The organism is Dictyobacter kobayashii (assembly GCF_003967555.1).
GTDB lineage: Bacteria > Chloroflexota > Ktedonobacteria > Ktedonobacterales > Ktedonobacteraceae > Dictyobacter > Dictyobacter kobayashii.
The window spans coordinates 5,127,354-5,151,232 of record NZ_BIFS01000001.1; the positions used below are offsets into that span (position 1 = coordinate 5,127,354).

Consider the following 23,879-nt stretch of genomic DNA (forward strand, 5'->3'; position numbering starts at 1 on the left):
ATACTGATGATACCATGCACATTCGGAAATGTTAAGGATAAGCGGGCGGAACGCTCACTTGAGCAATCGCTCCGGGAGGTATTGCTTGTGAGCCGCAGCCAGTTCATCATAGACCTTTTCCGCCTTACTATAGGACCATACAAGTGGATTGGAAGCCAGTGCTTTAATGGCGTCCTTACGATTGCCCCAGAGGGCTATACGAGCGGTCGCGCCTTCATACTCGGCCAGGGCCGCGATCAGTCCGCGTTGATCAATACTCAAGCCACCATCCTTCTGGGTGAGAGGGGTCGCACCACGTGCATCGACACGACAGGGTAGTTCGACGACCCGATCATCAGCGAGAAAATTGATCGACCCGTTATTGGGAACATTCAAGACGAGCTCCTCTCCAGTATCATCCAGGATTGCATGGATGACAGAGAGCGTGAAATTGCTCAATCCTAGATCTCCCCCCACCCCTGATAGCTGCGAGATATCGGGATGATCCTTCGACGCTTCTTGCTTGTAAGCTTCAATCAAACGGGGAATGCGGGCAATCAGTTTTTCGGTCGGGGTCAGTGCTCGCTTGTGTTGATACTCAAGCACAATATCGGAATAATAATAATAGTGCATATAGTAAGATGGGATGGCTTTATACTGGAGCGCCAGGTTTGCCAGTAAGATAAATGGATGATTTTCCTCCGTCATGATTGGATTGTCGCGCAAGAATTCTTCATAGCGCTGAATAGCCTCAGGCAAAATATTTTCGCCATCGCGCCAGATGGCTGTCGTCCAATTTCCATGACTGAGCCCAACTTTGCGTGGATGTATACGCCTGGGACGGTGTGGAGGGGCGCTTGTATATTTAAGGATGCGCTCTGTTTCTGGATAAGGATGATCTTCCATCCCGATAACACGAATACCGCTATAGTGTGCGATTGCCTCGGTCACAATATTGCTCGGGCTGGTATAGTTGAGCAAGAACGCCCTGGGAGCGAGCTTTTCAATTTCTGCCGCGATCCCAGCAATCACTGGCGCTGTGCGCAACGCGTAAAAGAAGCCTCCGGCACCAATAGTATCCTGTCCAACCAGGTTATAGCGGGGCGGAATCTTCTCATCCAGGACGCGGGCTTGCAGTCCTCCCGTGCGGAAGGTAATAAGGATGAAATTGGCATCTTCAATAGCCTCTTCCTGGCTGGTTGTTTGCTCGATTTGTATCTCAACCCCATAGCGTTCGAATAGTTTTTTTGTGATTGTGTAGGTCAGGTTGAGACGTTCTTCATCAATATCCATCAACGTAATCTGGCATCCGCGCAGAGCATCGGGATGTTGAATCAAGTTTTGCATGAAGCCAACACAATGGAGACTGCCACCCCCAATAATGGCGATCTTTGCGTTATAGTTCGGACGCGCTGAATTGTCTGTTGTGTTATTCTGTGGCATCATAAATTTGAATCTCACTTTACTCATATTCTCTAGTCTGTAATGATAATAGAGAATATCTATTCAAGACCTGCTATATCAGCGCTGATATATCCTACCTTATCTCTCTACAAAATCACTTACCCGGGTGAATTCAGTTGCCTGTATAGTCGAAAAGCTTCTTTATAATCCGCTTCGCCGCAACCGCCGAGCAAGCGGTGTTTTTTTATATTCCCTAATAGTTACGTATTACGATTTAAAGAAGAGTCGGCGACATAGCCAGAGCACACAGATAAGAGTCAGAATTAAGACTGAGAGGATAATTTTTTGAGCTATACTTCCGTTGCTTGCTGGAACCTCCACCGGACCGGCTGTTGGTGGCGAATTTGCCGTGCCCGCACTATTTTCTGGCGTTGGTATATGCACGTCCTTCCAGTTTGCCTGCATATAGTTTCCCTGCGGCTGCAGCTGGTCACCTGTTTGTGTCGGATCAGCGGACTGGCTAACCGTATCGCCCTTGGCTTGATCTTGTGCTTGAGTACGGGTGGTCGGTGTCCGGGGGCGATGTGCCTTTGGCGTGGCGGTGGGCTTCTTTGTCTTTGCCGTGGCCGTAGCGGTCGCCTGTATTGGTACGTTACTGACACCAATGGTAGGGTTCTGGGTGATATGCCAGCTGGCGCCACCATCAGGGGTGCGAGCATAGGATGTGTCAGGAAGTAGAACAGGTAGCGAGACTTGATCAATGGTCGTTCCACTGGTCGTTAGCCGGAGCAACGCGTTTTTGCTGATCTCTGTCGCTTGATTGGCGGGTAAGAATATAACGATGAAGCTATGTGCTGGCATAGGATTGAGCAGAAAATTATAAATGGTTGTATTTGGACCACTATCGAGCCCTGCGTGAGGCAATTGGAGCGTCTGGAGAGAGGCATTATAAAGCTCGATACGCGGAGCGTTGGTTGTGTTGGGTAAGCCAGGCGTCGGCGTACAGTACAATGGAGCCTTCACTGGTGTCAGCAAGACCTCATTTATCACAATGGATCCTTGCGTCGGTAGCGCAGGCGGTGTGGCCTGCGGTGTTGTAGAGAGTGCTCCTGGCGCGCACTCCTGGGCATGCGCCATCTGCAGTGAGGGGGAAATGGCAGCAAAAAAGGCCACGCTCACAAGCAGACAGGTAAGACAAGTAATGAATAAAAACCGCACAACACCACCCCTTCATCTTAGCAACTTTACTCGTACCATGCCATTCAATCGGTCAGCATGAGCATTAGAGTGTCATACTGGATTGTTTATATAGTCTATTGAGAACGTGACCAATTGTGATGATTTAACGATATTTTTTTAGAAGCGCTCTCGGGTATACTCGCAGCATTCGTATATTATTGCGAGAGATATTTAAAAGGCACTTCGCGTTTGCCGGGAAACTTATCCTGCATAGCACGGCGAACGGCTTCTACGCTGCTTTCACCAAGAGTAAAAGCGATCACGGAGCCGATGATAATGCCGCAAATGCCACCCAGGGCGATTCCCTCTAGAAACAAACGATTACGAAAAAATGTCATCGTCGCCACCTTTTCTAAGCATAACTACTATTGTAGGTATACAACTGTTTTTGCTTCACTCCAAAGGCGTTCAAGTCGATAATATTCGCGCTCCTTTGGCCCGAAGATATGTACGATAACGTCTCCAAAGTCGAGGAGTATCCAACCGGAGTCAGCGTTCCCCTCGCGATGAAACAGTACAGCTCCTTGCTTGCCTAAATCTTCGTCAATGGTATCGGCGATGGCCTGGATCTGACGAGTATTGCTGCCGCTACAGATAACGAAGTAGTCAGCAATGACGCTCACATCTCGAATATCAAGTAAGAGAACGTCGGATGCTTTTTTGTCAGACGCGATATCTGCGGCTGCCTTTGCTAGCTGATCTATATCTAACAGAACTCCCTCCACGAGTGCTCCTATGTATTTCACATCTCATGCCATTCAATCGGATGGATGCGGCCGCCTGAGAGGTGAATAGATCTCCTCGTTCTGCCTGGCAGTAATTGCTAAGATGTGGCGGCAATGCAAGCCGCGTTTCAGCGGCGTTTCCAATTGCATTTAATAGCTGATGATGTGCTGAAATTTGTCCGTAACAAATTGTGTTAATTGTCGTATCCGCATTATAGCATGATCGGTCACCTCTTGTTAAGAGGCAAATGACCCAGGAAATTTGTCCTTCAGCGATCTATTGCTGGCCGTCCCTCCTCTCTATCTATGCAGCGCAAACGATTTACAGCAGGACGGATGTCCTGGTGACGCCCCGCTGAGAAATGTTCTGTAAAAGTTCTCGTGCTGTATGACCACTGCGCGGCTCTTGTACGTCAGGAGCGATTTCAGCCAGTGGTATCAATACGAATGCTCGTTCGCCCATGCGCGGATGCGGAACGATCAGATTATCTTTCGCGTATACCAGGGTATCATACAAAAGGATGTCAATATCTACCAGTCGTGGGCCATTGCGTACAGTTGGCTGTCGGCCAAGCTGCCGCTCAATGTCCTTGGCTCGTTTCAAAAGTTCTGGCGCTGTCATATGGGTATATCCCCAGCACACAATATTGAAGAAAGGTGGTTGATCCAGATATCCAACAGGTTCTGTCTCGTAGACTGACGATACCTTCTGGATATCTATCACCTGGCGTAACTCCCCCAGGGCCGCTTTCAATTGTGCCTGCCGATCTCCAAGATTAGAACCCAGCGCCAGGTAGACACAATGTTCTGGTCGCTCAGAAAGCACTTCACCCTCTCTTGCGGCGTAGTTATCAGGACCCATGCTCGACAATGACCTCGCTTCAAACATTAAACTTCTATCTGTAGTTGAGACGAATATCCTTACCCCTTTGTTGCGATTTTATGAGAAATTTACTATAAAGTCAGCTTGCTTTTCGTAACCATATCCGTGTCGTTATTTTTGGAAGACCGCCAGGCGCCTGAATATTGCTTCAGTTCCATAGCGACTGTCACCTCCTACCAGAAAGCCCAATAGACCCGTATTGTATGTAGTATCAGTGAAAGTTGAAACTACCAGTTGTTGATTCATGTAAATCTGGAAGCGCGCCTGCGATGCCACTACCAGGATCGTATTGAAGTGCCCATAGCCTGGCTGGATAGCACCGGTATCCGTCCAGTCGATCAGGGTTAGCCAGCGGGCGGGATCATTGCCCAGTGCGCGCTGGAGGCGATATCCTCCATAGCTATTAATTTCCAGCACATAGAAGGACTTACTATAGGGATTCAAGCGAAAGACCAGTCCGCAAAAGTCTCCGTAGAGCATTTTGACCTGGACTGACATGACGGCGTTGGCGAAGCTCTGCTGATTGGAGTAGCACCAGGCAACGGCATGCGCCAGGCCCGTATGGACATGATAGCCCTGGGGGGTGAAATAACACTGGCTTCCATCATTGATCCAACCACTCCCCTTTTGATCCATATCATTGTAGTAGAGTATCTTACCAGCTCCGATGGCTGTGGTGATGCCTGTACTTGCCTGAATGCGCGCCTGGGCTGCCAGGGTTGCCTGTGCATGTATATGAGCGATTTCGGTGACTGTCGCGGGCACCTGGCTGGTTGCATGTGGGTAGGGCGTGGCCGAAGTTTAGGAACTGGCCGTGTCTCCCAGGCCAGCAATAATGGCAATGTGATACATAAGATCAGGATAAATGCGAGCAAGACGGTGTTCACAGGGCTGATGCGCTTTTTCTTTTTGAACATTTCAGATGTATAGGGGATAAACGAAGATTTATCTCTCTCCAGCGGAAAGAGCTGTGGCTTGGTTGATGGGATGTTGAGCTGAGTTGTAATCTGTTCAATGGCTGCCATGGTGCTATCGGTATGTTGCTGAGCGTTCTGGACATACTCCACTTCACTCTCTCCACTGAAGACGCAGGCCAGTGCCTCTTCTCCGAGATCACGGGTCCGTTTCTGAATCAGGGCCATCTTATAGGCCAGGGCAAACGCCTCGGCTTCCTGGAAGCGATCTTCGGGTGCCTTGGCCAGCGCTTTTAGCATCACCTCCTCAATAGCGGCTGGAATCTCGCTATTCAACTGGCTGGGTGGTAATGGAGGGGTCTGAATATGTTTGAGCGTAACCCCTACGGGTGAGTCGGCCATAAACGGAACCCGGCCAGTAAGCATCTGATAAAGAATAATACCCAGGGAGTAAATGTCGCTGCGGAAGTCGTTGCGCCCATCCGACTGTTCGGGTGCCATATATTCAGGTGTACCAACCATGGCCCCTGAATGGGTCTGGAATTCGGCTTCGATCTTTGCCTTGGCCAGGCCGAAATCAACCAGGTAAGCATGTCCATCCAGTCTGAGTAAGATATTGGATGGTTTTACATCGCGATGAACCACTCCATGTTCATGGGCATGTTGGAGTGCCGATGCAATTTGTTCAAGGAAACTACCGGCCTCATCGAGGTTTAAGCGCTCACGTTTGTGCAAATAATCGCGTAGCGTTCCACCTTCTACGAAAGGCATCACTAAATAATACCAGGGCCGTTGTTCACCAAAATCATAGAGTGGCAAGATATGATCGTGTGAGAGGGTGCCTACCGCTCGGGCCTCGCGTTCAAAACGGCGTACAAATGGTTCATCACTGCCATATAATACTTTGACTGCTACATAGCGTTTGACGCGGCGATCATAGCCGAGATAGACTTCAGACATCCCTCCCTGGGCCACCCGGAACCGTAGTTCATATCGCCCTAACTTTGAGCCTTCTAACCCTTTCATTGATCCTCACTCCTACTTTTACCTCATCCGCCCAGGTCAGTTTTGCTGTGGCCCATCGGTGTGATGGGGGGATTGTTTAGCGTTTGTTGCTTGCTTCGCGTTGTGTACACTGACCTCTGGGGCCAGTGTCTGTTTGTGATCTCTCTATAGTTTCCGCTAACAGTAATTATAATTGAAAAGTGGCGAGAGCAGGTCGTCCGCTGTAATAAACGAAGAAAGGAATCTTCCTTGCTCTCAGCCTCTTTCCATCAACTATTAACGGGTAACCCAATATCGCTCTAGCCGAATAGTTTCGACCGGTCGGATATTTTTAGCATAGGTATCGATCGCCTTGTGCATGGCTTCCCGGCTGCCAAAGTTCGAGTCGATCTGAGAGCGATACATATCGGCCGCTTCTAGTTTTAATGGCATCATCTCCGAGATTTCAACCAGTGTGTATTCGAAGTCGCTGCCGAGCTCCTGTATCCGAGCCTCCAGTGCGCCTGGATCGCGCTGCACATAGGGGAAGTCCTCATAGAAATAGACCTTTGCGCCGCGCTGGACCAGGCGGTCAACTGCTGAACAGATGATCTGGTGGTCAATATGGCGACCTATGCCCAGAGGCGCATACCAGGCGGTATCTGGCAAGCGGTCATGTAGCTCTACCAGCATTTTGCCCAGCTCATTTTCCAGGGGACGATCGGAAGGGTGAACTTCTCCACCCATCAACTGCTCTTTGCTGGTGTAATAGCCAGGGTTACCCCGATAGATAGCCTCTGGATGATCCAGCCACAGGTAATCGGCCTGCAGGTAGTCGAGGGCCGCGCTATCTTCTTTGCGGCGCTCCTCCATGACGCGAATCGCGCTCTGTGCATCGCTGGCGCCCCAATCGCGGATGACCTGCAGTGCCAGTGGGCTGAGCTCCTGGTTGGTCGCGGGTGCGCCCGCAAACGCGCTGATAATTAAAGGACGCAGGCCAGAGCTGACCTGGACACCCAGGGTGCCTCCACATGAGTAGACGATGTCATCCAGATGTGGCGCCAGAAAAATATGTCGATAGTGTTTCGTTATATCGTTAGTGCTTGTGAGTCGCAACGCTTTATTTCCTCCATACATATGGTTTTTTAGGCAGCCAAGAAAAATATAGCCTAAGTATACACGATATGAACAAGCGGAGCCCTTTTTTAAGGTAAACGCACACCATCCTCGTTAGCATCGAGTAGACCATCTTTGACCAGGCCATCAATGATTTTCTTTAACCAGTCATGATCCTGTTCGCAAAACTCTGGCTTGATCTGTGGCCCCAATGTTGCTAGAGGAATACGTTGACGAGCTGGTGTTGAGCGGAGTAAATCGACGATGCGTCCTCGAAAATAGCGGTTGGTACTGGTAAAAGGCTTTGCCTGGTAGCCTGCTTTCTTCTCGGCTACCTTGCGCAGTTGACGTAATACTGTTCCTGATGGAAAGAGGCTATACTGACTCATGTCCGTATAGGCAACACACTGCTGTTGCAGTGGGCAGTCTCCACACAGGGGATTACCGCTGGTACAAATGGTTGCTCCCATATCCATTAGTGCCTGGTTCCAGTTATAGGCATGGCCAATTGGAAGCACCTGTTCAGCAAGCGTGAGCATTTGAGCGTCATTGGCTTTGGGATCTGGATGTTCCAGGCCGAGAAACGCACGATGCAATACACGGCGAATATTTGTGTCAACTGTTGCTACCTGTTTGTGATAAGCAAAACAGGCAATGGCCCCTGCCGTATAGCGGCCGACGCCCTTGAGCTTCAGTAGCTCATCAATGGTATCGGGAATGCGTCCATCGTATTCAGCCAGCACCTGCCGTGCAATTGATTGTAAGCTCACTGCACGCCTGTTGTATCCCAGCGGAACCCAGACGGCTATGACATCGGCGGTCGAGGCCGTTGCCAGGTCGGCTAGCGTTGGGAACGCAGCCAGGAACTGCTGATATTTTGGCAAGACGCGGTCAACTTGTGTTTGCTGAAGCATCACTTCAGAAACCAGGATCGCGTATGGATCATCGGTTAGACGCCAGGGCAAATCGCGCTGCTCCCGTTCATACCATGAGAGTAACGTGCTTTGCACCTGTGCGATATGATCTGGTGCCGGTTGAGAAGAAACTGTCGAGGACGATATGCGTTTACCCATGAAACCTCAGGACTTACTTGCGTGCGTCTTAGGCCCTTCCTGGGTCTGAACGTTCGAGGAAGCTTCCTTTTCCTCGTTACGCCGACGGACGGTCAAGGTAAAGAGCGTATCACCGCCCTCTTGCCAGCATTTGGCATCAGCTGCCGGCAAATTTTCACATTGAACCCAATCATTAGCATCGCGTAGCACATGGCCTTTGACGCATTTTGCATATGAGATGTGTTCGTTTAAGTCAGGATCACCCGGCTTAATTCTGGGTGAAGCAATCTTCGGAATAAAAAATCTACACCAGGGCACGGTTATGTACCTTCCTTATGCATTTATAATGATAAAATAGACCTTGTATTATAAATACTACCCTTAGCAGCGAGTGGGACAGTTCCACTGGAGACGGTTCTATTTTTTATAAAATCATACCCATTCTCTCTTTTGTGTACCTGCATGGACTTTGCAGCCCCGGCACTCGTGGACCTGGTCTTACCTCTTTATGCCCTCCGCATGTACGATCTGACGGAGTGTCTAAAAAATTTCTGGTAGCTTTGCTCATTATAGCGCATTTGGAGACCATGAGTCTATAGAAATAGAGCTTTTCCATTGAGGTTTGGGCTTTGTGATATGGTAGAGAGATATATATATATGTTCTGCTGCAGGCTCCAATGGTAATGCGCCGCCTGGCTGATTGGTAGCACCTTTATGGCTGTGCTTATTGCTTCTGGCTGATCAGGACTAGCCGGCTTTCAATGCTCAAAGGACTCCCATCAAGTCCGCCATAATAGGCTGTCATTTCCAGTCCTGCTGCGTTGAGCATTTTTATCAACTCGGTGAGTGTATAGGCGCGAATGGATTGGCGGTGTTCGTTGCGCCTGCCATCGGGGTGTATCAGGCTGATGCGGACTTCATTGCGGCTGGTGAGGAGATCAACATGCCGCTCCTCAAGCACGATGAGATCATCGGGATAACGGATAATACTGTGTGGCGCGGTGGTGCGCATCACGCGGGGTTGATGAATCGTTTCTAGCAAAAAGTAGCCCCCTGGTTTCAGGGCTTTCGCAATCTGTTGTAGGACTTTTTGGTCGTCTTCGTCGCTGCTGAAGTAGCCAAAAGAAGTAAACATACTGATGATCGCATCAAATTCTTCTTCAAATGGAATAGTGCGCATATCGCTTTGCAGCCATTGTACCTCAACTTTTTGTTCAGTGGCACTGGCCCGGGCTTTCTCTAACAGCGCCGGGCTTAAATCTTGTCCCGTTACCTGGCATCCATAATGTGCCAGTGCCAGGGCATGACGACCATAGCCGCAGCAGAGATCCAGCACCCGGTCCGCAGGCTGTAGATTTAGTAGTTTGATGATTGCTTCGACGTCTTGCTCTGTCCTTGCTGGCGGTAGAAATGGTGCATAAAGACGAACATAGTCTTCATTGAAAAATGTTTCATACCACGGAGTTTCACCCATGCCGCTTCCTCCTCAAATAGATGCGCCCTTTATTTTTAATGAACGCTTCAATTGGCCGTTTCCGTTTACCGTGGTAAGAACAGGCTAAGGCGAATCTCTCCAATCGCGCTGTTCGAGCGCCAGGCGTAGCCACCACGTGCCGATTTTGATGCCAATAATTAAATAGAGGGCCGCCCAGATCTGCCATAAAACTCCATAGCTGGCTGCCATGGCCAGGCAAAAGAGACAAGTAATCGCAAAAATCTGTTTGAGATAATGGTTGCGCGTATGCCAGCGAAAAGTGCCTGGGCGGCAATTACGATAATACCAGAAAACACGCATCAGGGTTATTGAAAGTAGTAGGAGACCCAGGGCGCCAAAAAGTGTCAGGCAGATTGCTAGCGATCCGTTACTCATTCCATCGCCCCTCGCATCTAAAACTTGACATAAAATAAGACAAGTGATCCTAAGAAGACGGCCCTTAAAAATTATAGCATGCCGTTCAATCGTATGAGCGCAGTTGCCTGACAGGCGCTCTTGTTTGCTCGCTGCTGCTCAAGTTGAATGGCTGAGCCAGTGGCAGCGAAGCTAGCCGCGTCCAAGCGGCGTTTACGATTGCTATTTCAATAGCATGCATGCTGCTCAATCGTATGAGCGCAGTTGCCTGACAGAGCTTTTTTTATGTTCCTCTTTGGCGCCTGCGGCGCCGGGTTGGGAGTGTGGAGTGTGTGTGGTGAGCGGCTGCGGCCGCTCACCACACACACTCCACACCTGAAAGAATGGACATCTTCTCGCTTGTTCGTAATCTCCCTGCGATCGCTGGACGAACATGAAAAAGCCCTAACTGCCTGACAGGCGGCGTTTCCAAATGCTTTTTACATGCCGCTATATCAATTCGGATATATATGCATGAGGTAGCCAGGTATTGTATACTTTGATTGCAGGTGAGAAAGAGGACTTCACAATGCTTGCTCCTTTCTATTGATAATCGACTATGATAAGTGGTTGTTATAAAGGAGCCAGACCAGATGTTATTTATCCACAATAAATTTATCAGCCCTCTTTTTCATGCGATTTGCGTTTATAGAGGAGCATAATGCGTGTTTGCTGAAGAATTTGTTGTTGTAGATGCTACATCCCCTTTGTGGAATGCCGCACGTCCATTCCTGGATATTGCATTACGAATAGAACAACAGGACGACTCATACTTATGGCATGGCTGGAATAAGGCTTCCATCGACGCGTTTCTACAGAAATTGCCGCCCCATTGCTCTTTAATGCTGGGTGTCTGGCAGGTTGATGCTGCTCAAGAGCAAGAAACACTCTGGTTGGGATGTATTTGTGAGGTAGTTGATGGTGCCGTCTGCTCGCTGCGTACATTTGTCGCGCTAGAAGATTCTCGTTTACCAGCGATTGCACAGTTGGAGCCTGGTTATATCCATGCACAGGAATTGATACGTGTTACAAAAGGGCAGGTTGCTCCGGTGGCCTGGGCCCTTTTTACTGATAAAACCACCTGGGATGAATGGCTTTTGGCTGCTGACGCTGATGGGCAGCCCACCGATAAAGGTGAGGCGCTTGCAGCACTGGCCCGACAGGGGCGTTGTGTACTGCTGGGCAGTCAGGTTACTCATCATCCTCATCATCATTAATAAGTAGGGAATTGCTTTATGCCAGAATATACTACTCCACTTGTCTGGAATCCCATTCTGAGACAATATCTTGTGAATGCTGCCCATCGCATGAATCGGCGTGAGGGGACCAACGAGTGCCCTTTTTGTGCCGATATTACCAATGGCCTTGTTGGGCCAGATACGCAGGTCTGGCTGCATCCTAATGATTTTCCTCCCTTGAAACCTCCTGTTGGGGAGGCGCAGGTTGTTATTTATAACCGTGACCATAATCGTACTTTTACCCAGTTGACTGTCGATGAAGTATTTGCGGTCACTAAGCTCTGGCGTGATCTGTATCGCGATATGTCTTCGCGCTATCCAACTGTGATGATCTTTGAGAATAGCGGGGCTTCAATCGGTCAGACCCAGAATCATCCTCATGGACAGGCGTACGGTGTTTCTGTGATCCCTTCAATCTTGGAGCGTGAGCTTGAGACGGTGATCCTGGACTACGAAGCCGGTAGTGGTTGTCCTTTCTGTCGTGTACGCGAGGAATTGAGCGATGGTGAGCAGCAGGTAACTGCCAATACAACCTGGCAGGCTTTCTTGCCTCCATATGTACGCTATCCTTATGAGACGCACCTGTATCCACGGCGCCACGTTGCAAATATTGGTTTGATGGAAGATGATGAGCTGCGCGACCTGGCTGAGTTGCTGTTGCAGGTCATTCGTGGTTATAATGCGCTTAATGATGGGGAGATGGCTCCTATGCCTTATTTGTTGGGTCTTCATCAATTGGCTGATGAGCGCTTCCATTTCCATGTCGAGATTCTGGCCATTGGACGAGCTCCAGGTAAACTCAAATATGCTGCATCCTCCGAGTCGGTATGGGGATTGTGGTCCAATGACTCAGCTCCCGCTCAGAAAGCTCAGGAGTTGCGTGCGGCGATTGAACAAGTTAAAGGAAAATAAAAGGTAATGGATTCAACGACGTTGTTGCCCCTGTAAAAGAGGCGCTGGCAGAATTTCCACGTGTTTTTGATGATAAAACAGCCTATAGCAGTCCTTTAGGGGCTGCCTGGGCTCCAGGGCGTGTGAACCTGATTGGTGAGCATACAGACTATAATGGGGGCTTTGTCCTGCCTCTGGCGGTCGATCGTGTGTCGGCGTTCGCTGGTCGCACCCGTGAAGATCAGACGGTGCGTCTCTGGTCAACCCATTTTAAAGCTTACGCGCAGTTCTCGTTGGAAGGTTTACCTGAGACCTTTGATGAGCAGCGTGCGAACTTGCCGGGCTGGGCTCGTTATGTGCTTGGTGTGGCCGCGGAATTGACCCGTTCCGATATCGCTTTGAAGGGCTTTGATGCGGTCGTCAGCGGTGATGTCCCTCTTGGTGGGGGTATGAGCTCTTCTGCCGCGCTGGAAATCGCTTCAGCCGAGGCCTACGCTCTTTTCTCTGACCATGCTTTCTCAATTGGTGAAAAGGATGCGACCCTGACGCCTATCGAGACGGCCGGTCTATGTCAGCGGGCCGAGCAGATCGCTTCTGGTTTGATGTGTGGTATTCTCGACCAGGCCGCATCCTGTCTGGGACAGCCACGTAAGGCTGTGCTGCTGGATTGTCGATCTCTGGATTATCGCTACCTGCCTTTTGAAGATCCTGATGTGTCGGTGGTGGTCATTGATACCGGGGTGCGCCGTGAACTGGCGACTTCTGCTTATAATGAGCGCCGCCAGCAGTGTGAGGAAGCTACACAGCGTCTGCGTGATTTGATTGTGCAGGTTGAACCAGAGAATGAGCAGGCCCGTTCGATTAAAGAGCTGCGCGATGTGTCTCCGGAGCAATTTGAGCGTTTTAAAGCTCAGTTGCCTGCAGTGCTGCAGAAGCGGGCTGGTTATGTGATTGCTGAGAATGAGCGTGTGTTGCAGGTGGTGAAGTTGCTGGAAGAGGGTAAGATCGAAGAGGCGGGTAAGATCCTCTGGATTGGACACGCGGGCTTGCGCGATGAGTATGAGGTGAGTTGTAACGAGTTAGATGCGCTGGTCGATATCGCTCATGAGGTTCCTGGCGTCCTGGGTGCTCGTATGATGGGCGGCGGCTTCGGTGGCTGTACGATCAACCTGGTTCGTAATGAGGCCGTTGATGCCTTGCGCCAGGCTGTTGAGCAACAGTATCCTGAGCGCGCGGGTCGCGAGGCCAGCATCGATATCTGTCGGGCGGCCGCTGGCCCGGGCCACGTTGTTTTAAACTAGCCAACCTGTTATGTGACAGCAAGATATAAAGGGGATAGGTAGCGCTGAATGATGCTTTTGCCTGGCATATTCAGTTGCGCCGAGCCCCTGTTTGCTTGCCCTTTAAAGTCAAAGGCATTGTTAACTTGTTGCTGATCCTGTTCATATCAATTGGTGATCAGAGTAAGTTTTCCTCTATGCCTTGATTCAATTGATTATGCGCCTCGGCTTGCTCCTGCTGATTTTTCTGCACACGTTTGATCTGTATCAGGATAAGCTTCAGCGTATCGAAGCGCCTGATAAAGTCTTCAGCCTGCTTATTGAGGAGATCTACCTCTACTTCTAATTCTCTGAGTTGCCCATTAAACCATGCCATCTCATCTTCACGCGCTGTTCGTACTGCCGGTATGCGGCCGCTCATGCTCATCTGCTCGTTTGCAATTGGCGGTCGCACTACTGGTATACGGCCGCTCATGCTCATCTGTTCATTATCCATAGCAGGTCGCACTGTGGGCATCTGCTCGTTTGTCTCGGAAGCATGAATGGCCGGCATGCGGCCGCTCATGCTCATCTGCTCGTTCGCAACCGCTGGTCGCACCACCGGTATGCGGCCACTCATGCTCATCTGTTCATGCTCATTGGGCACTCGGATTGCCTGCATGGGCATTGTGTTGGCTGAAACACGTCCCTCTTCTTGTTCTTCGAACTCAAAAGTTGCGGCGTTAGTTGAGCGCATGGGATCTGGTGTATTTTGATTGGTTGCTATATTATGGCGAGCTTTCGTATTGTTGCTTTCATTGCGCACCAGAAAGATCAGGCCAGCCAGGGCAATAATCGCTATACCGAAGAAGCCACCAAGAATTAAAATATTCACTTTTTACCCTCTTCCATCATAAGATCCGCATAATATATGTATGCTGTGTTCGCCCCCACCTTAGTGAATATGGATACTTACCTCAACACTCATGCCAGGTACGATCTCTTTGCCACCGGCCCCATCCAGTGAAATGATAACTGGAATGCGTTGGCCAACTTTAGTGAAGTTGCTGCTGGCTGTATCCTGGGTAGGTAGTAAGGCGAAGGAGTTTGAGGTCGCCATGACTTTTTGCTGTACCTTACCTGTGAATGTGCTATCACCATAGGCATCCACATGGATATCTACATCTTGTCCCGCTTTGATGTTGTCTATGGCATTCTCGTCTATATCGGCGGTTACCGAGAGAGTATTGAGGTTCGCTATCTGAGCCAGCGTAAGACCCGGGGTGACGTTTTGTCCCTGTACCGCTGTGGTGGAGATAATTGTTCCACTAATTGGACTGGTAATCGTCTGTGTTGGTGGGGCCTTGCTGCTGGTCCCGGTTGGCACTGGCGTAATCAATGCTATAACCTGACCCGCAGTGACTGTATCGCCTTGCTTGATTGTAAATGAGCTGAGTTGACCGCTGGATAGCGTTTGGATAGGGACGATATTGCCGGTGATGCGGGCATCGTCGGTCTGGTAGTAGAGGTAGCTCTGGTAGACGTAATAGCTGACTCCGCCAATAATGGCTAGAAATACTATTACCGTGAGCGTTGGAATGAGAATAATACGTCGCATGAGCTATGTTTATCCTTTTATGCTTATTCGTTGTGAAATCTCTTCGGTCGAATGGTCGAGCAGTGTTGATGGTCTGGAGCTAATCGGCCAAATTATTCGCTAAAGATGGGGATATGCCTCTTGCCAGGCTCTATCTCTTGATTTGCACCTGGCGAAATGCTCGCTGGCTTATGTTTATCACTGACGAAACAGACTGCTATGATAGCAAAAATAATGATTATAAGTGTAAAGAAGAAAGAATCTTGCAATGCTAATACGTAACTTTGCTCCTGGATAATGCGAGAAATATAGCCAGCGGCGGCGGAGCGGGCCACCATTATACTGGCACCCCGGGCTACAAATTGTGCTTGCAGGCGCAACAAGAGTCGTCCCAATTCTGAGTCTGCGGTGACCTGTTCGGCCAGGTGGGCATAGTGTAATGTATTCTGTGTCTGTACCAGTGTTGCCAGGATAGCAATACCTAGCGAACTGGAAACTGAGCGCGTAACGGTATTGAGGGCCGAGGCCTGAGCCAGCTGGCGTGGTCCGATCTGTGAAAGCCCGGCCACCGTCAGCGGTTGAACGCTGGCTCCCAGGGCCAGTCCACGCGCGATTAAGAGAAATTGTAACCACCAGATAGGTGTGCTCAGGGTTAGAAATGAGAGCAACCAGGTGGCAATAGTCAGGATTACCAGCCCGGGAATCATCACCCCCCGCACCCCTATACGATCAACCAGTCGGCCTCCTATCAGCACGGTTAGCATTGAGGCCAGGGCTTGCGGTAAAAGTGTCAGACCGGCCTGGAAAGCGCTCTGGCCCCGTAGATCTTGCAGATAAATGGGAAAGAGAAATATACCTCCAAACAGGCTAAATGTAACGAAAATATTGGCAATTGAGCTATTGCGAAATGGCCCGTTGCTAAAGATGCGCAGGTCTAGCAATGGGCTTCCACCACTATTGGCAATGGATAATTCAATCACGACAAACAGGAGAAGGATAAGCAGCCCACCCAGTATAAATCCCTCAACCTTGATTGATCCCCAGCCATCTGTGCTGGCATCTGAGAGTCCATAGAGGATAGCACCCAGGCCGAGTGCGGCCAGCAAGAAGCCAGAGAAATCAAAACGTACACTACTATCGGCATTGGCCTCGTGCAGCAGGATGCTGGCCAGAATTACTGCCGCAATGCCCACCGGGACATTCACATAAAAGATAGATTGCCAGTTAGCATAAGTAACGAGATATCCTCCCAGCGTCGGTCCCAGGGCAGGTGCCAGCAAGGCTGGAATGCCAAAGAAACCCATGGCCATCCCTCTCTCTTGAGGTGGAAATTCACGAAACAAGAGGGTGATTGAGAGTGGAAAGAGGGCGGCCCCACCAATCCCTTGTAAGATGCGAAAAATAATCAAGACCGGGAGGCTCCAGGCCAATCCACACAATGCCGAGCCTGCGGTAAAGGCAGCCAGTGAAATAATATAAAAGCGCTTGATTCCCCATTTATCCGAGAAATAGGCCGCGCTGGGAGTGACTATTCCCAGGGTCAGTATGTACGCCGTTAATACCCACTGCACACTGTGGATATCTGAGCCAAAGGCCTGCTGGAGGCGCGGAATAGCGATATTTACAATAGTTTGATCCAGGATGCTCATAAAAACCCCGATTATGACCACCATCGCCACGATCCATTTATAGCTGATCCTGCTGCTATGTCGCGTTATCTGTGCGCTACCCGGCTCTACTAGATTGATCCCCGCCCGATCTACTGCCATTATTGCCCCCTCTCCACCCCTGCCCTTATAGTCAATCAATCGCACATTGAAGTTTGAATTTTATGTAACATGTTTTGTGTGTCGTGTGATATCAAGCACTAGTTTAATCAAGGCTTTTGTATGTGTCAAGGCGTAATTGGACCTTCGGCAGAAAATACAGAAAAAGGTGTAGATATACCTCTACACCTTTTTCTGTATTTTCTGCCGAGCTCATCTCTTAGGAGAGAACGTGTTCTTTTTGTTGGGCATTATATGAGACCGGCTGGCTGCTATAAAAAATCAGTACATAATTACCAATCAGGATCTTGTCGCCATTATCCAATTGTTGACCTTGTTCGGGTACTAATTTTTGTCCGTTGACAATAACACCGCTAGCACTGTTACAGTCATAGATGCGATGCTGACTATTTTCCATGCGAATTAAGGCATGGTGCCTTGATGTACTATCATCCTGGTCTAGCAATATATCGCTAGAGCCTGCATGTCCCAGACTGGTTTCCGGGCTGGTGAGTGGATAGGTGATTGGTTCATGGGTAATTGGGGGTGTAATTACCAGGTAGGTATCATTGGCTGGGAGTGGTGGTAGCTTTACCGCTGGTAGGGGTTCCGTATCGGTCAGGTTCTCTTTCTTTGGCGAGGGTTCCGGTCGCGTTGGTTTGACGGGCTCAATCTCGGGTGGCGCGAATGGCGTGGCATCAGGAATTGGCTGTGCTATATCTGGTTCGAGTGGGAGTGGACCTGATGGCAGTGGATCTGGGGTCGTTGGTATTGGACCCTCGGGGAGGGGTTCTGAGTTTGGTTCTGGCCTGGGTGTGGGTGGTAGTTTGGGCTCAGGATGTGGTTGGGGGGCATCAGGCTCAATACGTCGTACTGGCTCGGTGTCAGGTTCGGTTGGTCGTTGTGTCGCGGTTGTCAGTATGATCGCGTCCTGTTTAGGTGATCGCATAGCATCAACCTCCAAAACTCTACGTAACGCTTGAACGAATGTATTCACGTTGGCGAAGCGGTGACCGGGGTTAGCACTGAGAGCGCGCCGAATGATATTTTCCAGGCCATAAGTGACGTTGGCATTAAATGGTAAAAGCGAGGGGATTATTCCCTGACTTTTCTGGTTGCGAATCTCTTCATGTGTTCCCAGAAATGGGGGGCGTCCTGCTAACCAGAAGTATAGTAGTACAGCCAGGGCATATTGGTCGCTGGCTGGTGTGGTTTGTCCCTCGAATTGTTCTGGGGCGGCGCTCATGGGAAAGAAGGCGACTGGTGATTGTCCCATTCGCCGTACAAAGGTAGCCAGGGCCGCATCGGCAATTAAAAGCGTATCGAGCTGGGAAGGGGTAGGTTCCTGGTTAATGAGTAGATTTGAGAATGTGAGCGATCCATGAATATATCCAAGATGGTGAATATTGGTGAGTGTATTGGCAATCTGGGTAGCATAGGTCACTGCGTCTTCAACCAGTAGTGGTGGCCGAAACCGATTGCGACCATATTCATTGAGCAAGGAGCCGTATTCAGCATAAATACGGCTCACAAAGAGCTGTCCATGCCACTCTCCATAATTGAGAATAGGTGCCAGTTGTGGATGTTTTAAGCCACTGATGGCCTGCATCTCACGAAAGAACTGACGCCGGGCTGCGTCTGGAAGAAGAGTCCAGGGGTGAATAATTTTGAGTAGTACTGTGCGTTGCTGGCGCGTATCCTCGACTTCATAACTGACACCGGTAGCCCCATTTCCTGAAGGGCGTATGATGCGATAGCGCTCAAACTTTTGACCTTCTTCCAGTGTGTGCATTCTCTACCCTCATTTTGACTCAAAAACATGTTTCATTTGCGTGCTATTGTACCATATCGACCTGTTTCAGTGTAGTCTTGTAGAGGAATAGTTGTGTTTTTCATGGCCTGCCTTTCAATCGTATGAGCGCAGCTGCCTGACAGGCGCCCCCGTTTGCTCGTTGCTGCTCAAGTTGAATGGCTGAGCCAGTGGCAGCGGAGCTAGCCGCGTCCAAGTGGCGTTTACGATTGCTATTTCAATAGCATGCCGGATGATTGGATTCTTTTCTATTTGCTGGTGGCTTGGTGTTCGTTATCTTTGCGCTTTTTATAAATTATAAAAGCAGTTATTGCCCCTAAGATAATAATCACCGCCAAAATCCAGCTGATATAGCCAGCAAGGTGCTCGACCTGCCCAAAATTGTCGTGGAAGATGCGGCCTGCGTAGTAGCCAATCAATCCATAGGCAATGGCCCAGAGGATACCTCCGGCGGCATTGTAGACCAGGAAGGTTGGCCAGGCCATCTTATTGACTCCAGCTAGAAAGGCTGCGAAGGCGCGTAAGATGGCGACGAAGCGGCCGAAGAAGACGGTTTTATCGCCGTGCCTGGCGAAAAATTCTTCTGATCTCTGTAGTCGTTCAGGCTTGAGGAAAAAGTAGCGTCCATAGCGCTCGATGAATGCTTTTCCACCTGTGCGTCCAACTCCATAGCCAATATTATCACCGATAATGGCTCCAGCGGCGGCGCAGGCAATGACAATTGGTAGTGATAGATCATGGTAGACGGCAGCATAAAATGAAGCCAGTAAGAGCATCGTTTCGCCTGGGAATGGAATGCCTGAGCTTTCAATCATCACAAACAATACGACTGCTGGATACCCAAGATTGTGTAGAAGGTTTTGTAGCAGTTGTAGAATATTAAAACTGGCCAGCGCCATAGTTGGTTTAATCGATAGATAATGTAAGATGAGTATAGGCAGTTTTCGCATGTAAATTTCCTCCTTGTTCTAATACTGTGAGACATACGAAAACGGATACGTTTGGCCGTAGTTGTTATAAAGGCGGCTCTGCGACAACGGTCAGGTTTAATTGACACGGCAACTCTTACCTCTCTATACTGGTGATTGATATGCTCGCGACTGGAAATTTGAACGTACTGGCTATCACTGTGACATTTGAGTGATGGAAACGTTCCAAACAACATACAATAATCGTATTTTTCTTTCTAGCAATGAGCGTAAAACTATAGAGTAGGTCTTAAAGATGATCGCATCCAGCATAAGCAAAAAACGTATTTCGATCTTAGATATTGTTGTGATCTTTATCATGGCAGGATTGCTGTATTATGGCGCTTCCTGGCAAATCTTTGCAATCCATACAGATGCAGCAAGATATCAATGTTATACGCGCGCCTTCTGGCATGGCACCTCTGCTTTGAATACCCTACCACCGGGCCAATGCAATTTTCTGATCCATCCTAGCAAGCAACTTATTCCACTTCCACATGCTGAGCTGGTGAAAAAAATGTCAGACTTTGGCTTGCCTGCTGGTCTGGTCCATTTCGTTGATGCTCAATTACCGGATCAGCCTTTTCATGCCCTGCCCTACGAGTATCCAATGTTGACACTGATACCATTTACCCTTTCGTTACTGGTACCAATGAATCTCTTTCAGGTTGCCTTCGCGTTTTGGATGCTGGTGGTGGCGGCTCTGGTCTATCTGGTCTTGCTCAAATGGCGTTCCCGCAAAGCGGCGCTGGTATATGCTTTTCTGCTGGTCGTTGGTGGCTGGGGAACCGTAGCTGGTCGCTTTGATATAATTCCGTCCGCGCTGACCCTCTTTGGCGTTATTTGCGCCATGAAGAAGCGTTGGAACTGGGCGTTTGTCCTGTTGGCTTTCGCGGTGCTATTCAAATTCTATCCAGTCGTCTTACTGCTGCCATTCCTGATCGCGCAACAGAAGGACTCGGCGTTGCCCTGGAAATCCTGGCGCCGCTTGATCCCGCTTGGATTATTTGTGGCTGTCTGTGTTGTTGTAATGGGGATCTCGCTCCTGTTAAGTGTCGAGGGCACACTCTCTCCCTTTAGCTATTTCACAACGCGTCCAATTCAGGTTGAATCGCTGCCTGCTTCGTTGCTCTGGATTCTCAGCCTGGTTCTGTCGAAGCCTGCTCACTATGCCTACACGTTTGGGTCACTAAATATTCTGGCCTCGGGCGCAACGGTGTTATCGCTGTTGGCGACCCTGGCGGAACTTGTTGGCGTTGTCTATGTCTTCTGGCTGCAATGGCGTGGCAAGATCGATCTGGCCACCACGAGCCTCTTGACGTTGCTGGTGGTGATGGTCACGGGGAAGGTCTTTAGTCCTCAGTACCTGATCTGGGTTATTCCTCTGGTGGCTTACATTGGTGAGGATCGCCGCTGGTGGGTGATTTGTTGGGGGCTGATCGGCCTGTTAACTACCTGGATCTACCCATATATCTATATTATGACCCATGATATAGAGAAGGTACCCTATCTGCCGCCGTTCTTTCCCGCGACCACGATCCGGAATTTCTTGCTGGCGGCATTTGTCCTGGGTGTCCTGCATGTCGCGACCTATAATCGTTCACAGCAAACGGTTTTTATGGGTGAGCCCCAGACTTCTGATCTTAATCGTACCTCTCCGGTTGCAACTACACAGGGATAATGATTCGCTATAATGAAGGAGGGAGATGCGGTTTTTGCAGGCCGCGTCTCCCTCCTTTTTTGGCGCTCATTAGCTACTTCTCTATCAGACCATCCATTTTCCCATCACAAAGAGCAGACTAAGGGTCGCTAGCAAGGCCGGAAAGATCCATAGCAAGGCCTGGTGGAGGCGTGGGCGTGTAATACTGACCATGGCCAGGGTGATAAAGGCCGGGAACATTTCCAGTACGAAGCGTTGATTAGAAATAAATGGATCTCGCTGCCCGATGCTGGATGAAATGAGGATGCTCAGTAGGAGCAGGGCGAGCCAGAGTGTGTAGGTGGGACGGAGCTTTTTGCGCCCAATAATGGCCAGTATGATAAATGTCACGGTTGCAGTGGCATCGAGTAGGATATGTACCTGGTTGAATGAGCCAAATGGTTGGTGCCAGAAGAGCTCGAAGATAGTCTGGATGAAGCCCTGCCAGGGCCAGCTTGTTTGACGTGACCAGTGGGCCTGGACGTTCACAAAGGTTAAGAAGTTTCCTGTGAGTTTCCAGCAATAGATGCTGTAGAGAATCAGACCCAGCGGGATCAGCACAATAGGTAGCAGGCTGGCAAGCATTTTTCCTTTACTGGCTAAAACGCTTTCTCGGGCTAACCAGAGCTCGTAGAGATATGGGGCCGCTAACATGATACCTGCGCTGCGTGTCAGGGCCGCCAGCAATCCAAGAAGCCCTGCTAGCCACCAGCGTTGACGCCGTAGTGCCAGCAAGGTTCCACTACTCAAGAGCAGAAAGAGCGATTCGTTATACGCTGCGAAGAAGAAGAAGGCGGTGGGAAAAATGCACAGGTACAATATGCTGCGGCGCCCTACCTGATCTCCACCTGCCTCAGCGGCAATCTGGTAGATAACGAAGAGTGACCCCAGCAAGGCCGCATTGCTGATCAGCATGCCCAGCGGGAGATAGCTCCAATCACCCAGGAGATGGCCTGGAATGGCAATAAGTAGTGAGAAGAGTGGGAAGAAGGCCAGATCATAGGGTAATTGGTACCCTGATTGCGCAATGTGGATATAGCGTGTGGCATCCCATTGGTTCCAGGTATTTAAAAATGTGCTGAATGCGATGGGGGCGCCCGAATACTTCTCCTGTGTGAGCAAGATGTAGCCAAAGTAGGTGACTAGTATCAAGAGCAGGCGAGTAGTCAGGAAGAGCCAGAGTATATCTCGTGTTGGAGCACGTTTCATAAAAATAAAGCCTTATTCCAGAGTGAGCATTGTGTTTCTCGCTATTTTAAAAAGCTATCCTTGCAAAGTCAAGCTGCCATGCTTTTTACCTTGTGCTGTTTTCAAACAATCCAGTGGTTCATGATAAAGGCAATTCCTAGTATTGCTTGTAGGGTTGGAAAGAGTAGCATCAAGGCATAATGTAGATACGGTGAGCGCTTGCTTAGTATTGCCAGGGTGATAAAGGCTGGAAACATTTCTAGCACAAAACGTTGGTTTGATAGCAATATATCGGGTTTCTGAGCCGGGTTGACCAGGATGTACAGTAAGAAAACTGCCATCCAGAGACTATAGCTCTTCGGTAATTTGCGCCAGCCAATGATGACCAGCGCGATGAAACCCAGCGTTGCACTGAGGTCCAGCAACAAGTGCGCTTGATTGGATGAGCCAAAGCCCTGCTGGTGATAGAAGAAAAGTGCCCAGAAGGCCTGGAAGATGCCCATCCAGGGCCATGTTGTGTGGCGCGACCAGTGGGCCTGTACGCTGACAAATGCTAATGGGTCGCCAAAAGCATACCAGCAGTAGCCAGCATAAAGAAGGGTTCCCACCGGGATCAAAATGATGGCCCCCAGGCTGATAAAGAGCGTAATACGTCGTGTTAGTATATAGGCCCTCTGTTCCCAGAGCTCATAAAGATAAGGGATTACCAGTAAGATACCAACTGAGCGTGTAAGCGCAGCCAGCATACCCAGTAATCCTGCCAGCCACCACTTTTGTCGCCTCAGTGCCAGGAATGTTCCTGCAGCAAAGAGCAGGTATAGGCTTTCGTTGTAGGCTGCAAAAAAGAAAAAAGCGGTGGGAAAGATGGAGAGGTAGAGCAATGTGCGCTGTGAAAGCTCCTTCCCCACTAGTTCGAGGGCCAGATAGTAGACGATGAAGAGTGTCCCGAGCAGCGCAATATTGCTGATAAGCATGCCCACAAAGATATAGCTCCAGTTCCCTCCCCCCAGCAGGCGGGCTCCGCCTGAGATCAGCAATGGCAAAAAAGGAAAGAAGGCCAGATCATTGGTACTCTGGTAGCCAAACTGCGCAATATGCGCGTAGTTGGCCGCATCCCAGTGATTCCACGAGCTGAACAGGGCTGCTATATTGACTGGCGTATCTGAATACTTTTCGGCCGTCAGCAAAATGTAAGCTATATAGGTTATGACCACTAAAAGAACCCGGGTGGCCACGAAGAGCCAGAGTATATCTCGTGTTGGGCGCTGCTGTTGCATAT

General features: G+C 49.7%; 22 protein-coding genes. 4 read left to right on the plus strand and 18 right to left on the minus strand.

Translation table 11 applies throughout. The features are described from left to right. Window positions 1-54: 54 nt before the first annotated feature. The 11 genes from EL645_RS22470 to EL645_RS22525 form a co-directional block, all read right to left on the minus strand. The gene (locus EL645_RS22470; RefSeq protein ID WP_161977591.1) at window positions 55-1,425 is read right to left on the minus strand and encodes a family 4 glycosyl hydrolase; all 1,371 of its coding nucleotides are present in this window, start codon (window positions 1,423-1,425) and stop codon (window positions 55-57) included. 225 nt (window positions 1,426-1,650) lie between these two features. After that, window positions 1,651-2,601, minus strand: coding sequence for a hypothetical protein (locus EL645_RS22475; protein WP_126552568.1), 951 nt, complete (start codon window positions 2,599-2,601; stop codon window positions 1,651-1,653). A gap of 176 nt (window positions 2,602-2,777) precedes the next feature. Next, window positions 2,778-2,960 (minus strand): hypothetical protein, encoded by a 183-nt coding sequence (locus EL645_RS22480; protein ID WP_126552569.1) that lies wholly within the window; start codon window positions 2,958-2,960, stop codon window positions 2,778-2,780. A 27-nt stretch (window positions 2,961-2,987) separates the two neighbouring features. After that, window positions 2,988-3,347 (minus strand): ribosome silencing factor, encoded by a 360-nt coding sequence (rsfS, locus tag EL645_RS22485; RefSeq protein WP_246035442.1) that lies wholly within the window; start codon window positions 3,345-3,347, stop codon window positions 2,988-2,990. A gap of 322 nt (window positions 3,348-3,669) precedes the next feature. Continuing rightward, on the minus strand, window positions 3,670-4,236 hold the full coding sequence (gene folK / locus EL645_RS22490) for a 2-amino-4-hydroxy-6-hydroxymethyldihydropteridine diphosphokinase (protein ID WP_218031967.1): 567 nt from the start codon (window positions 4,234-4,236) through the stop codon (window positions 3,670-3,672). A 105-nt stretch (window positions 4,237-4,341) separates the two neighbouring features. Next, window positions 4,342-4,674, minus strand: a complete 333-nt coding sequence (locus EL645_RS22495; RefSeq protein WP_161977592.1) for a hypothetical protein — start codon at window positions 4,672-4,674, stop codon at window positions 4,342-4,344. Further along, window positions 4,671-6,170, minus strand: coding sequence for a protein kinase domain-containing protein (locus EL645_RS22500; RefSeq protein WP_126552572.1), 1,500 nt, complete (start codon window positions 6,168-6,170; stop codon window positions 4,671-4,673). The genes EL645_RS22495 and EL645_RS22500 overlap by 4 nt, the downstream gene beginning before the upstream one ends. A 255-nt stretch (window positions 6,171-6,425) precedes the next feature. Continuing rightward, a complete protein-coding gene (locus tag EL645_RS22505) occupies window positions 6,426-7,244 on the minus strand; it encodes a PIG-L deacetylase family protein (RefSeq protein ID WP_161977593.1) in 819 nt (272 codons plus the stop codon). Between the two features lie 89 nt (window positions 7,245-7,333). After that, a complete protein-coding gene (locus tag EL645_RS22510; RefSeq protein WP_126552574.1) occupies window positions 7,334-8,317 on the minus strand; it encodes an A/G-specific adenine glycosylase in 984 nt (327 codons plus the stop codon). Window positions 8,318-9,020: 703 nt separating this feature from the next. Beyond that, complete coding sequence (locus EL645_RS22520) at window positions 9,021-9,770, minus strand: class I SAM-dependent methyltransferase (protein WP_126552576.1); 750 nt, start codon at window positions 9,768-9,770, stop codon at window positions 9,021-9,023. A gap of 84 nt (window positions 9,771-9,854) precedes the next feature. Next, window positions 9,855-10,166 (minus strand): hypothetical protein, encoded by a 312-nt coding sequence (locus EL645_RS22525; protein WP_126552577.1) that lies wholly within the window; start codon window positions 10,164-10,166, stop codon window positions 9,855-9,857. Window positions 10,167-10,849: 683 nt separating this feature from the next. Between EL645_RS22525 and EL645_RS22530 the strand changes: the two genes are divergently transcribed. From EL645_RS22530 to galK, 3 genes are read left to right on the plus strand one after another with little or no spacing between them, the layout of a single operon-like run. Then, entirely contained in the window at window positions 10,850-11,401 is a 552-nt protein-coding gene (locus EL645_RS22530; RefSeq protein WP_126552578.1) for a hypothetical protein, read from the plus strand. Between the two features lie 18 nt (window positions 11,402-11,419). Continuing rightward, window positions 11,420-12,334 (plus strand): galactose-1-phosphate uridylyltransferase, encoded by a 915-nt coding sequence (gene galT, locus EL645_RS22535; RefSeq protein ID WP_126552579.1) that lies wholly within the window; start codon window positions 11,420-11,422, stop codon window positions 12,332-12,334. 44 nt (window positions 12,335-12,378) lie between these two features. Beyond that, window positions 12,379-13,614 carry a galactokinase gene (galK, locus tag EL645_RS22540; protein ID WP_281276410.1) on the plus strand — a complete coding sequence of 412 codons (1,236 nt, stop codon included), beginning with the start codon at window positions 12,379-12,381 and terminating at the stop codon, window positions 13,612-13,614. Window positions 13,615-13,771: 157 nt separating this feature from the next. Here the strand turns inward: galK and EL645_RS22545 are convergent, their stop codons facing one another. The 5 genes from EL645_RS22545 to EL645_RS22565 all read right to left on the minus strand — a co-directional run bounded on the left by EL645_RS22545 (window position 13,772) and on the right by EL645_RS22565 (window position 19,695). Continuing rightward, window positions 13,772-14,467: a hypothetical protein gene (locus EL645_RS22545; protein ID WP_126552581.1), complete on the minus strand. Its 696-nt coding sequence runs from the start codon at window positions 14,465-14,467 to the stop codon at window positions 13,772-13,774. A gap of 60 nt (window positions 14,468-14,527) precedes the next feature. Next, complete coding sequence (locus tag EL645_RS22550; RefSeq protein WP_126552582.1) at window positions 14,528-15,190, minus strand: HlyD family secretion protein; 663 nt, start codon at window positions 15,188-15,190, stop codon at window positions 14,528-14,530. A 92-nt stretch (window positions 15,191-15,282) separates the two neighbouring features. Further along, entirely contained in the window at window positions 15,283-16,938 is a 1,656-nt protein-coding gene (locus EL645_RS22555; RefSeq protein ID WP_126552583.1) for an MDR family MFS transporter, read from the minus strand. Between the two features lie 217 nt (window positions 16,939-17,155). Further along, window positions 17,156-18,727, minus strand: a complete 1,572-nt coding sequence (locus EL645_RS22560) for an FHA domain-containing serine/threonine-protein kinase (protein WP_126552584.1) — start codon at window positions 18,725-18,727, stop codon at window positions 17,156-17,158. 266 nt (window positions 18,728-18,993) lie between these two features. Next, window positions 18,994-19,695 carry a DedA family protein gene (locus tag EL645_RS22565; RefSeq protein WP_126552585.1) on the minus strand — a complete coding sequence of 234 codons (702 nt, stop codon included), beginning with the start codon at window positions 19,693-19,695 and terminating at the stop codon, window positions 18,994-18,996. Window positions 19,696-19,969: 274 nt separating this feature from the next. On the opposite strand from EL645_RS22565, the gene EL645_RS22570 reads away from it, so the two are divergent. Then, a complete protein-coding gene (locus EL645_RS22570; protein WP_126552586.1) occupies window positions 19,970-21,394 on the plus strand; it encodes a glycosyltransferase 87 family protein in 1,425 nt (474 codons plus the stop codon). An 84-nt stretch (window positions 21,395-21,478) separates the two neighbouring features. Here EL645_RS22570 and EL645_RS22575 read toward each other — a convergent pair whose 3' ends face one another. Next, complete coding sequence (locus tag EL645_RS22575) at window positions 21,479-22,621, minus strand: mannosyltransferase family protein (protein ID WP_126552587.1); 1,143 nt, start codon at window positions 22,619-22,621, stop codon at window positions 21,479-21,481. A gap of 101 nt (window positions 22,622-22,722) precedes the next feature. Continuing rightward, window positions 22,723-23,877 (minus strand): mannosyltransferase family protein, encoded by a 1,155-nt coding sequence (locus EL645_RS22580; protein WP_126552588.1) that lies wholly within the window; start codon window positions 23,875-23,877, stop codon window positions 22,723-22,725. Window positions 23,878-23,879: the final 2 nt, after the last annotated feature.

What these genes read in the sequence shown, in the direction of transcription:
- EL645_RS22510 (WP_126552574.1), bottom strand. Translation starts at nt 8,317, where the DNA reads ATGGGTAAACGCATATCGTCCTCGACAGTTTCTTCTCAACCGGCACCA.
- EL645_RS22550 (WP_126552582.1), bottom strand. Translation starts at nt 15,190, where the DNA reads ATGCGACGTATTATTCTCATTCCAACGCTCACGGTAATAGTATTTCTA.
- EL645_RS22480 (WP_126552569.1), bottom strand. Translation starts at nt 2,960, where the DNA reads ATGACATTTTTTCGTAATCGTTTGTTTCTAGAGGGAATCGCCCTGGGT.
- EL645_RS22580 (WP_126552588.1), bottom strand. Translation starts at nt 23,877, where the DNA reads ATGCAACAGCAGCGCCCAACACGAGATATACTCTGGCTCTTCGTGGCC.
- EL645_RS22525 (WP_126552577.1), bottom strand. Translation starts at nt 10,166, where the DNA reads ATGAGTAACGGATCGCTAGCAATCTGCCTGACACTTTTTGGCGCCCTG.
- EL645_RS22470 (WP_161977591.1), bottom strand. Translation starts at nt 1,425, where the DNA reads ATGATGCCACAGAATAACACAACAGACAATTCAGCGCGTCCGAACTAT.
- EL645_RS22575 (WP_126552587.1), bottom strand. Translation starts at nt 22,621, where the DNA reads ATGAAACGTGCTCCAACACGAGATATACTCTGGCTCTTCCTGACTACT.
- galT (WP_126552579.1), top strand. Translation starts at nt 11,420, where the DNA reads ATGCCAGAATATACTACTCCACTTGTCTGGAATCCCATTCTGAGACAA.
- EL645_RS22560 (WP_126552584.1), bottom strand. Translation starts at nt 18,727, where the DNA reads ATGCACACACTGGAAGAAGGTCAAAAGTTTGAGCGCTATCGCATCATA.
- EL645_RS22500 (WP_126552572.1), bottom strand. Translation starts at nt 6,170, where the DNA reads ATGAAAGGGTTAGAAGGCTCAAAGTTAGGGCGATATGAACTACGGTTC.
- EL645_RS22565 (WP_126552585.1), bottom strand. Translation starts at nt 19,695, where the DNA reads ATGCGAAAACTGCCTATACTCATCTTACATTATCTATCGATTAAACCA.
- EL645_RS22520 (WP_126552576.1), bottom strand. Translation starts at nt 9,770, where the DNA reads ATGGGTGAAACTCCGTGGTATGAAACATTTTTCAATGAAGACTATGTT.
- EL645_RS22555 (WP_126552583.1), bottom strand. Translation starts at nt 16,938, where the DNA reads ATGGCAGTAGATCGGGCGGGGATCAATCTAGTAGAGCCGGGTAGCGCA.
- folK (WP_218031967.1), bottom strand. Translation starts at nt 4,236, where the DNA reads ATGTTTGAAGCGAGGTCATTGTCGAGCATGGGTCCTGATAACTACGCC.
- EL645_RS22570 (WP_126552586.1), top strand. Translation starts at nt 19,970, where the DNA reads ATGATCGCATCCAGCATAAGCAAAAAACGTATTTCGATCTTAGATATT.